9 protein-coding genes are annotated in these 9,764 nt (G+C 73.9%); 4 read left to right on the top strand and 5 right to left on the bottom strand.

The genetic code is table 11. From position 1 onward, the window contains the following. Positions 1-167: 167 nt before the first annotated feature. Together A5481_RS20285 and A5481_RS20280 are read right to left on the bottom strand one after the other, a co-directional pair. The gene (locus A5481_RS20285) at positions 168-833 is read right to left on the bottom strand and encodes a 3-oxoacid CoA-transferase subunit B (protein ID WP_048437269.1); all 666 of its coding nucleotides are present in this window, start codon (positions 831-833) and stop codon (positions 168-170) included. Positions 834-854: 21 nt separating this feature from the next. Then, positions 855-1,610 carry a CoA transferase subunit A gene (locus A5481_RS20280; protein WP_048437268.1) on the bottom strand — a complete coding sequence of 252 codons (756 nt, stop codon included), beginning with the start codon at positions 1,608-1,610 and terminating at the stop codon, positions 855-857. 301 nt (positions 1,611-1,911) lie between these two features. Between A5481_RS20280 and A5481_RS20275 the strand changes: the two genes are divergently transcribed. Then, positions 1,912-3,795 (top strand): AsmA family protein, encoded by a 1,884-nt coding sequence (locus A5481_RS20275; RefSeq protein WP_064504255.1) that lies wholly within the window; start codon positions 1,912-1,914, stop codon positions 3,793-3,795. A 7-nt stretch (positions 3,796-3,802) separates the two neighbouring features. Here the strand turns inward: A5481_RS20275 and A5481_RS20270 are convergent, their stop codons facing one another. Beyond that, complete coding sequence (locus tag A5481_RS20270; protein WP_048436948.1) at positions 3,803-4,519, bottom strand: NAD-dependent deacylase; 717 nt, start codon at positions 4,517-4,519, stop codon at positions 3,803-3,805. A 265-nt stretch (positions 4,520-4,784) separates the two neighbouring features. Here A5481_RS20270 and A5481_RS20265 point away from each other — a divergent pair, with 265 nt between their 5' ends. Continuing rightward, positions 4,785-5,573, top strand: a complete 789-nt coding sequence (locus A5481_RS20265; protein WP_048436947.1) for a hypothetical protein — start codon at positions 4,785-4,787, stop codon at positions 5,571-5,573. Next, positions 5,567-6,247: an HAD hydrolase-like protein gene (locus tag A5481_RS20260; RefSeq protein ID WP_156312127.1), complete on the top strand. Its 681-nt coding sequence runs from the start codon at positions 5,567-5,569 to the stop codon at positions 6,245-6,247. Before A5481_RS20265 ends, A5481_RS20260 begins: the two co-directional genes overlap by 7 nt. Positions 6,248-6,268: 21 nt before the next feature. Here the strand turns inward: A5481_RS20260 and A5481_RS20255 are convergent, their stop codons facing one another. Beyond that, positions 6,269-7,309, bottom strand: coding sequence for a sensor histidine kinase (locus A5481_RS20255; RefSeq protein ID WP_048436945.1), 1,041 nt, complete (start codon positions 7,307-7,309; stop codon positions 6,269-6,271). Then, positions 7,306-8,850, bottom strand: a complete 1,545-nt coding sequence (locus tag A5481_RS20250) for an ATPase domain-containing protein (RefSeq protein ID WP_048436944.1) — start codon at positions 8,848-8,850, stop codon at positions 7,306-7,308. Before A5481_RS20250 ends, A5481_RS20255 begins: the two co-directional genes overlap by 4 nt. 387 nt (positions 8,851-9,237) lie before the next feature. Between A5481_RS20250 and A5481_RS20245 the strand changes: the two genes are divergently transcribed. Beyond that, positions 9,238-9,438: a hypothetical protein gene (locus tag A5481_RS20245; protein ID WP_048436943.1), complete on the top strand. Its 201-nt coding sequence runs from the start codon at positions 9,238-9,240 to the stop codon at positions 9,436-9,438. Positions 9,439-9,764: the final 326 nt, after the last annotated feature.

Genomic DNA, 9,764 nt, shown 5'->3' with positions numbered 1-9,764 from the left:
TAGGGGTGAGGGTGCTGCGGTCCCGAGTAAAGCTCAAATCGTTCCGCTGCCAGCATCACGCTCATTGCTCTAAACTGAAGCGTATCACCCTCACCCCTGGCCCCTCTCCCACACGGGAGAGGGGAAGTGTGTCTTATCCTGAGAATTCAGTTCAAGATCACATCGTCTCAGCCGTTCTTCAGCGCCACGCGGTACTGCCCCTGCGTCTTCGCCCGCACCTCGTCCTCGGTGACGCCGTCGGCGAGCTCGACCAGGCTCATGCCGCCGTCACCCTTCTTGTCGATGGTGAAGACGCCGAGATCGGTGATCACCATGTCGACGACGTGGGTGCCGGTGAGCGGCAGGTCGCAGGCCTCGAGCAGCTTCGGGGATTCCGAGCCGTCCTTGCCCTTGGCGACGTGCTCCATCACCACGACGACCTTCTTGACGCCGGCGACGAGGTCCATCGCGCCGCCCATCCCCTTCACCATCTTGCCGGGGATCATCCAGTTGGCGAGGTCGCCGTTCTGGGCCACCTGCATCGCGCCGAGGATCGACAGGTCGATGTGGCCGCCGCGGATCATCCCGAAGGAATCCGACGACGAGAAGTAGCTCGTGGTCGGCAGTTCGGTGATGGTCTGCTTGCCGGCGTTGATGAGGTCGGGATCCTCCTCGCCCTCGTACGGGAACGGGCCCATGCCCAGCATCCCGTTCTCGGACTGGAGCTGCACCGACATGCCGTCGGGGATGTAGTTCGACACCAGCGTCGGGATGCCGATGCCGAGATTGACGTAGAAGCCGTCCTCGAGCTCGCGGGCGGCGCGGGCGGCCATCTGGTCGCGGGTCCAGGCCATGGTGGTCTCCTCTCTCGCTCGTCAGATGGCGCCGCCGCCCGTCGGGGCGGGCGCGGGCTCGGCGTTGGGGGCGGCGTCCGCACGCTTGCGGGTGGTGCGCTGCTCGATGCGCTTCTCCGCATTCGGGACGTGGATCATCCGCTTCACGAACACGCCCGGCGTGATGATGTGGTCCGGGTCGATCTCGCCGGGGCGCACCAGGTGCTCGACCTGCGCGATGGTCATGCGCGAGGCCGACGCCATCATCGGGTTGAAGTTGCGGGCGGTCTTCCGGTAGACGAGGTTGCCCTCGTGGTCGCCCTTCCAGGCATGGACCAGCGAGACGTCGGCGAACAGGCCGCGCTCCATCACGTAGGTCTCGCCGTCGAACTCCCGGGTCTCCTTGCCCTCGGCGATCAGGGTGCCGACGCCGGTCTTGGTGAAGAAGGCCGGGACGCCTGCGCCGCCGGCGCGGATGCGCTCGGCCAGCGTGCCCTGCGGGTTGAACTCGATCTCGAGCTCGCCGGCGAGGTACTGCTTGGCGAAGGTCTTGTTCTCGCCGACATAGGACGAGATCATCTTCTTGATCTGGCGGGTCTCGAGCAGCACGCCGAGGCCGACGCCGTCGATGCCCGCATTGTTCGAGATGACCGTGAGGTCCTTGGCGCCGCTCTCGCGCACCGCGTCGATGAGGACGTCGGGAATGCCGCACAGGCCGAAGCCGCCGGCCATGATCGTCATGCCGTCCCGCAGGACGCCCGCCAGGGCGGCCGTGGCGTCGGGGTATACCTTCTTCATCCCTCGTTTCCCCAATCCGTTCTGGTGCCGCCGGGGCTGACATGCCCTCGTTCCCGCAGGGATACGGCGCCTCGCCGCCCTGTTTAGCATCGTTGCGGCGCCGCACCACCGGGCGGGCCGAGGAAAATGTCCCGCCGGCTCGCAGGCCGTCGGGAGCGGAAAATCCTGCCGGGGAGACAAGCCGCGCGCGAGGGACTATAGGGGAACCCGGGAAGGCGTATGCCGCCGGCGGGGACATCCCGGCCAGGGCGGCGCCCGGGGGGGCGCACGAGTTCTCGTCCACGCCGGCAGCCGGAGAGCGATGTCGCGCCGAACCACCCTGGCCCTGAGCGGCGCCGTCCTCGCGGCGCTCGCGCTCGCGGCCGCCTCCCAGCCCTGGACGATCGCCGCCCCGCAGGCGGCCGCCTTCGCGGAGCGGGACCTGGCGCGGCGCTACGGCCTGACCCTCTCGGTCGCCGGGCCGGCCGTCCTGACGCTGCTGCCGGTTCCGTCCCTGCGCTTCTCCCGCGTGCGGCTCAGCCGCGGCGGCCACGACCTCGTCGCGAGCGAGGGCCTGCAGGTGCAGCTCGGCCTCGCCGGGCTCCTCGCCGGCCGGGCGGAGGTGACCGGCCTCGTCCTCGACCGGGCCCGGATCGCCCTGCCGGAGGGCGCGGGCGGCGACTGGGCCGAGCCGGCCGGCCGGCTCGCCGCGCGCGTCGCCGCCGGCCGCGGCCGTCACCTGCGCCGCCTCGTCCTCGTCGACGCGACGCTCGCCTTGCGCGATCCCCGCACCGGCACCCGCGAGACCGTCACCGGCCTGAACCTGGTGGCGAACTGGCCGCGCCCGAGCGCCGGCCTCGACCTCTCCGCCGGCTTCACCTGGCGCGGCGTGCCGACGACGCTGGCGCTCTCGGACCTGCGCCCGCGCGAGCTCGCCTCCGGCGCCGAGACCCCGGTCACCGCCGCCCTGACCTGGAACGCGGCCGACGGGGCGGCCGGGGGCAGCGCCGAGATCGACGGCAGCCTGGTCTGGACGAAGCAGGAGGCCTCCACGCAGGAAGCCCCGCCCGGCGAGGGCCGGCCGGAGGGCCGTGCGGTGCAGCAGGACCCCGGGGGCCCGCGCCTGTCTGGACGGGGCCGCTTCGCCACCCCGGCGCTCCCCGCCACCCTGGCCTGGCTCGGGATCGCCCCCGGCCCGGCCGCGCTCGCCGGCCCGGCGAGCCTCGAGGGCCGCTTCACCGCCCGCCCCGGCAGCATCGAGTGGCCGGACATCCGGGTGCGGTTCGGCGACAACAGCCTCGAGGGCGCCGGCGCCGCGACGCTGGCGCGGGGGCGGCTCGCCGTCAGCGGCACGCTCGCCGCCGAGCGGCTCGACCTGTCGGGCCTCGTGCCCGATCCCGCGCCCGGCGGCGGCTGGAGCCGGGCGCCGCTCGCTCTCGACGGGCTGACCCGCGGCGACCTCGACCTGCGCCTCTCCGCCGCCTCGGCCCGCCTCGGCCCGCTGGAGGCGCAGGACGTCGCCGCCGGCCTCCTGGTGCGCGACGGCACCGTGGAGGCGACGCTGGGGCGTGCCACCGTGCAGGGCGGCACCGTCAAGGGCCGGGCGGCGCTGGCGGTGCTGCCGGCCGGCCTCGACGCCCGGCTCCAGGGCAGCGCCGAGCGGATCGACCTCGGCGGCCTGTTCGCCGATCTCGGCTGGCCGCGCTGGATCCTCGGCCGGGCGCAGGGATCGGTCGCCCTCGACGGCGCCGGATCGAGCCTCGCCGACCTCGTCGGCCGCCTCGCGGGCCGGGCCGCCGCCACGATCGAGGGCGGGGAGATCCTGGGGTTGAGCCTCGCCGACCTCGCCCAGAAGCCCGAGGCCGCCGCCACCGCCCTGCGCCGGGGCGGCCGCACCCATTTCGAGCGGGCCCGGATCAGCCTGACGGTGAGCGACGGCGTCGCCGAGATCGGCCAGGGCCAGGTCCGCGGCGGCGGCCTGACGGCGAGCCTCGGCGGCCGGGTCTTCCTGACCGAGCGGCGCCTGGGCGCCGAGGCGCGGATCGAGCCCGGGCCCGACGGGCGGGGGAGCGGCGCCTTCGCCATCGAGGGGCCCTGGCTGCGCCCGACCCTGCGGCCGCTGGCGGCCCGCCCGCCCGGGACCACCTCCCCGGGAACGACCTTGCCGGCGGCCCTGCCCGCCGCCGCGAGCGCCTACGCGCCCTGAGCGACGCTCAGGGGCCCGCCCCGGCCTCCCGCAGGATCTCGTCGACGGCCTCCGGCACCGCCCGGGTGGCCGGGCCGTAGCGGGCGTCGTCGAACAGGCCGGCGGTGTCGGAGGGGGCGAGGTTGACCTCGCGGGTCGGGATCCCGGCGCCCCGGGCCCGCGCCACGAAGCCCGCCGCCGGGTAGACCGCCCCGGAGGTGCCGATCGCGACGAACAGGTCGGCCGCGTCGAGGGCTTCCGCGATCGCCTCGAGGTGGAACGGCATCTCGCCGAACCACACCACGTCCGGGCGCATCCCGCCCCGCCGGCCGCAGGCCGGGCAGGCGGTGCCGAGGCCCAGCTCCTCCGCCCAGGGACGGCTCTCGCCGCAGGCGGTGCAGCGCGCCCGCATCAGCTCGCCGTGCATGTGGGTGACCGCCCGCGCGCCCGCGCGCTCGTGCAGGTCGTCGACGTTCTGGGTGCACAGGAACAGCCGGCCGCCGCGGGCGGCAAGGCCCGATTCGAGGCGCACGAGCGCCGCGTGGGCGGCGTTGGGCTCGGCCTGCCGCACGCCGTGCCGGCGCAGGTTGTAGAAGGCGTGGACCTCCTCCGGCTCGCGGGCGAAGGCCTCCGGGGTGGCGAGCCGCATCGGGTCGAAGCGCCGCCACAGCCCGCCCGGGTCCCGGAAGGTGCCGAGACCGCTCTCGGCCGAGATCCCGGCCCCGGTCAGCACGAAGACGTTCACGCGCGCAAGCCTCCCTCGATCGCATCCCGCCGCGGGACCGTGCGGTGCCGCGGCGCGTCGGATGATCGACACAGGATTGTGTCAAACCTCGCGCCCGGCAGAACAATGCGGGCGCGAGACCACACGGATGCCGTCACTGTGACCTCCGTTGAGACTTTATCAATTCTTGCCATGGACAATTCGAGCGGCCCATCCTAAGTGAGGATCGTGCCCGTGCGCATCGCCGCGGGCTGCTGATTCCGAACAGATCGCTTCAGGACATTCAATGACGCGCCATCGCGCGAGACCGTCATTCACGGTCGAGATCAAGCGCAGCCGCACTTCACCCCTGACCGAGAGCGAGCGGCCCCAGAGCGAGCGCCCCGTCGGCAAGCCGCTTGCCGGCAAGGTGCCCGCGGCGAGCCTCGCCGCCCCGGCCGAGCCCGAGCGCAAGACCGCCTCCCCCGGCCGCAACCTCTGGGCCGGGACGGGCCTCTTCGAGGAGGCCGCCGCCGCCACCCAGTCCGGCCGCTTCGACCCGCCGGAGCCTCCGGTCTTCGCCAAGGTGCCCGATGCCAAGGCGCCCGAAGCCAGGGCGTTCGAAGCCAAGGGACTCGAGACGAAGGCCCCGGCCGACAGGTCGCTCGCCGACAGGACCTTCGGGGCCGCCGCTCCCGCCAAGCGCGTCCTGCCGAGCCTGATCGCCCCGCCCGAGCCCGAGCCCGAGCCGGAGGTCGCCCCCGAGCCCGAGCCCAAGCTGCCCCGGGTGCGGCGCTACCGCACCGCCGAGCCGGCGCCCCGCCGCGCCGCCGGCCCGCGCCCGGCCTTCGTGTGGCCCGAGGACTGGCCCGACGAGGCGCCGATCCGGACTCCCGCCCCGATCACCGTGCCGGCCGCCCCCCGCGCCGAACCGGCCAGGATTCCGTCCTCCGACATCGAGGTTCCGCGGGCCGAGGCGGCGCCGCAGGCCCCGGAGGCCGGCGAGACCCGCCCGCGGGGCAAGCGCCGCGCCGGCGACGAGGACCTGCGCATCGGCCAGCGCTGGAAGCGCCGGCTGCCCCGCGTGTGCTGGTAGCCGACCGGGTCGCGGGCCGGGACGGTCCCTCCGTCCGGCTCGTCATCCTCGATTTCGACGGCACCCTCGCCGACACCTTCCCGTGGTTCGCCCGGGTGCTGCCCGGCGTCGCCGACCGCTACGGCTTCCGCCGGCCCAGCCCCGACGAGGTCGAGACCCTGCGGGCGCTCGACGCCCGGGGGGTGATGCGGCACCTCGCGGTGCCGGGCTGGAAGCTGCCGCTGATCGCCCGCCACATGCACGGCCTCGCCGCCCGCGACGCCGGCGGTCTCGCGCTGTTCCCGGGCATCCCCGCCCTGCTCGCCCGCCTGAAGGCCGGCGGCATCGCGCTCGCGGTCGTCAGCTCGAACCGCGAGGACGTGGTGCGCCGGGTGCTCGGGCCGGATTGCACCGGCCTGATCGACCGCTACGCCTGCGGCGCGGCCCTGTTCGGCAAGGCGCGGCGGTTCCGGGCCGTCCTGCGCGGCAGCGGCGTGGCGCCCGCCCGGGTGCTGTGCCTCGGCGACGAGCTGCGCGACCATCACGCCGCGACGCGGGCGGGCCTCGCCTTCGCGGCGGTGACCTGGGGCTACACCCGGGCGGAGGCGCTGGCGGCGGCAGGGCCCGCCCACCTGTTCGCGACGCCCGCGGCGGTGGCGGCGGCGCTCCTGCCGGAGGCGACGCGGGCGGCCTGACCGGCCCGGCCGTCCCTGTCCTCAGTAATGCGGCACCGTCCGGTGCTCGACCAGCGGCGCCTCCATGCGGAAGTGCAGGCCCGTCGGCTTGAAGTCGAAGCGGATCTCGGCGCCGCACTGCATGGTGAGCACCCGCTGCAGCAGGGTCGAGCCGAAGCCCTTGCGGGTCGGCTCGGCGGTGCGCGGGCCGCCGCGCTCGGTCCAGTCGAGCCGCAGGCGCCGGCCGGCCTCGCCCTGGTCGACGGCCCAGGCCACGGTGATGCGCCCCTCGGGCACCGAGAGGGCGCCGTGCTTGGCGGCGTTGGTTGTCAGCTCGTGGATCGCCATGCCGGTCGGCACCGCGAGGTCGGCGGTGAGCTCGACGAGCGGCCCCTTCAGGGCGATGCGCTTGCCGGCCTCGTCGTTGTAGGGGCCGAGCTCGTTCTCCAGCATCTCCTGGAGCGAGGCCATCTGCCAGTAATCCTCCGTCAGGAGGTTGTGGGTCTTGGCCAGCGAGATCACCCGGGCCGAGAAGCCCTGGTAGAACTCGTCGACGCTGGTGGCGCCCCGCGCCGAGGCGCCGAGCAGCGCCTGCACGGTGGCGAGCGTGTTCTTCACCCGGTGGTGCAGCTCGCGGATCAGCAGGGCCTGGCGCTCGGCGGTCTGCTGGCGCTCGTGCAGGAAGGCCGCCGCCTCGCGCTGCCGCCGGCGCGCCCGCACGGCGAAGCGGGTCGCGGTCACCAGGGTGGCGGGATGGAACGGCCGCTCGAGCAGGGTGACGTTGCCGAGGGAATCCATCAGCCGCGCATCCGGCGGGGTGCCCCGCAGGGTGAGCAGCACGAAGGGATAGTCCGACCACGGCTCCTGCCCGGCCAGGTAGGCGGCGAGCCCGTGCCGGTCGGAGGCGCGGAGCACCTCCTCGGTCAGGACCGCGCAGCTGCCCTCGTCGAGCCGGGCGACGAGGGCCGCGAGGTCGGCGCAGACCTCCGCCCGCAGGCCCGCCTCGTCCAGGATGCTGGCCGCCACCGCGGCGTCGCGCCCGGCGGGAGCGAGGATCAGGACCGGGGGATCGCTCTCTCTCATGACTGTCCAGATTCGGCAGGTCCCGCCGGCCCATCCCGCCCGGGGTCCGCTCCCTCGGCCAGGAGGCGGCCGTGGTAGCTCGGCACGCCCGTCAGGACGCCGCGGAACCCCGTCAGCGGTTCGCCGACACGCAAACCGCCGCCGTCGATCCGAAGTTCCCGGATGGTGTCCTCGTGCGGCCCGACCCTCTTCTTGACGACCGACACCGCCCGGCGCAAGTGCCCGTCCGCCTCGAAGAACCGAAACAGCACGACGGTGTCGCTGAGGTAGGTCAGGTCGACGGTGGCGGACATCTGGCCGACGAGCCCGTGCTGGGCCAGCACCAGCAGCGTCGTCACGCCCTGCTGGTTCAGGTAGGTCAGGATCTCGTGCATCTGCAGCAGCAGGTACTGCTCGCCCGGCATCGCGCTCTGGTAGCCGGTGAGCGAGTCGATCAGCACCACGCGCACGTCGTCGCGCTCGACGGCGTCGCGCACCATGGCGGCGAGCTCGCCCGGCGAGACCTCCGCCGGGTCGATCTGCTCGACCCGCAGGCGCCCCTCGGCGATCGGCGCGGCGATGTCCATGCCGAGGCCGGCGGCCCGGCGCAGGAGGATCCCGGTCGGCTCGTCGAAGCTCAGGATCAGCCCGCGCTCGCCCCGCGCCAGCGCCGCCGTCACGTAGGCGAGCGCGGTCGAGGACTTGCCGACCCCCGAGGGGCCGAGCAGCATCGTGCTGGTGCCCCGGTCGAGCCCGCCGCCGAGCAGCGCGTCGAGGCCCGGATTGCCGCAGCCGAGCCGGTCGATCGCGTAGGGGTGGCCGTGCTCGGCCGCGATCAGCCGCGGGAACAGCACGAGGCCGCCGCGGCGGATGACGAAGTCGTGGAAGCCGCCGCGGAAGCGCGTGCCGCGCATCTTGATCACCCGCAGCCGCCGGCGCTCGCCGCCGTAGAGCGGCGCCAGCTGCTCGAGCTGGATCACCGCGTGGCAGAGGCTGTGCAGGTTGAGGTCGTCCTGCTCGGCGGTGAGGTCGTCGAGGAGGAGCGCGGTGGTGTCGTGGATCAGCAGGTAGCTGCGCAGGGCCAGCACCTGGCGGCGGTAGCGCAGCGAGCCCTGCGACAGCAGCCGGATCTCCAACAGGCTGTCGAACACCACCCTTTGCGGCTTGACCCGGTCGATCTCCGCGATGGCGAGCCGCACGGTCTCGCCGAGCTCGAGGTCGGAGGAGTGGACGAGGCTCTGCTGCTGGCGCGGGTCGAGGCTGAGCTCGGGCGGCACCAGCTCGAAGATCTCGATCCCCTCCAGCGACCAGCCGTGGCGGGCGGCGACCGAGACCAGCTCGCGCCGGCTCTCCGAGAGGGTGATGTAGAGGCAGCGCTCGCCGAGCCGCGCGCCGTCGAGGAGGAATTGCAGCGCCAGGGTGGTCTTGCCCGAGCCCGGCCGCCCCTCGACCAGATGGGCGCGGTTGGCGGCGAAGCCGCCCTCCAGGATGGAGTCGAGGCCGGGCACGCCGGTCGGGACCGGGGCCGCGTCGTCGGGCGGGAAAGGCAGGGGATCTGACATGCAGGGGGAGACGGGCTTCTCGTGGCGCGGGACCGGTTCTCGGCGCCCGGTGCGGGCTCCCGGCTTGTGGCAAAGAAATGCGGCGAGAACAAAGGGATATGGCGCGCACCGGGATTGCGTTCGCGCTTGTGGCGCGCGGGCCGCGGCCCGGAAAAACCCGGGCCCGCCCCTTGACGCGGCGGGGGTTCGCACGCATGTGGCGCTCATCCGCGCGCTTTCGACGAATCGGCCGTGCGCGGCATCACCGGAATCCTGAACCCTCCCATGCCCAGCGACAGTAGTCGACGGACCGCGCCGCCTCGGTGCCGCCCCGCGTGACCCGCGCCTGATCGCTGATCGGGCTCGCCCGCGACCGGCGCCGATGCGGCCGGTCGAACGAGGTGAGCCATGACCCTGATGACGATGCGCGCCCGCTCCGGCGCCGCACCCCGCGACCGCAGCGTCGTGGTCGTTCTGCTTCTGATGCTGGCCCTGGTCTTCGGACCCGCCATCGGCCTCCACGTGGCCGTCAACCTGCTCGGCCCCGGACCGTCGCCGGACGGCCTCGCCGCGACCGCCACGGACGCGCCCAGGGGCGCCCGGGGCTGACCAAGGGCGCCCGGGGCTGACGGGGAACGGCCGCTTCCCGGGCCGCCGGAAACCCGCTACCCCTTGCCCGGACCCGATTTCCGAAGGGCCTCGCGCTCGTTCGGGAACGGAGCGGAAACACCGGTGCGCTCTTCGACATCGTGAAATGCGAGCCGGATCAACGGCTTCCCGGAAGAGTGTTCCCCGCAGGCGCGGGGATGAACCGCCCGGCAGCGCAGCGTAGGGCAGCGCGGCGTGGTGTTCCCCGCAGGCGCGGGGATGAACCGTGGGCGCCGCCATCGCTTCTCACGAGCGCGCCGTGTTCCCCGCAGGCGCGGGGATGAACC

Origin of the sequence: Methylobacterium platani, assembly GCF_001653715.1 — a bacterium.
Lineage (GTDB): Bacteria > Pseudomonadota > Alphaproteobacteria > Rhizobiales > Beijerinckiaceae > Methylobacterium > Methylobacterium platani.
Note: the sequence above shows the minus strand (reverse complement) of the source record. Positions and strands in the feature narration are given on the sequence as shown.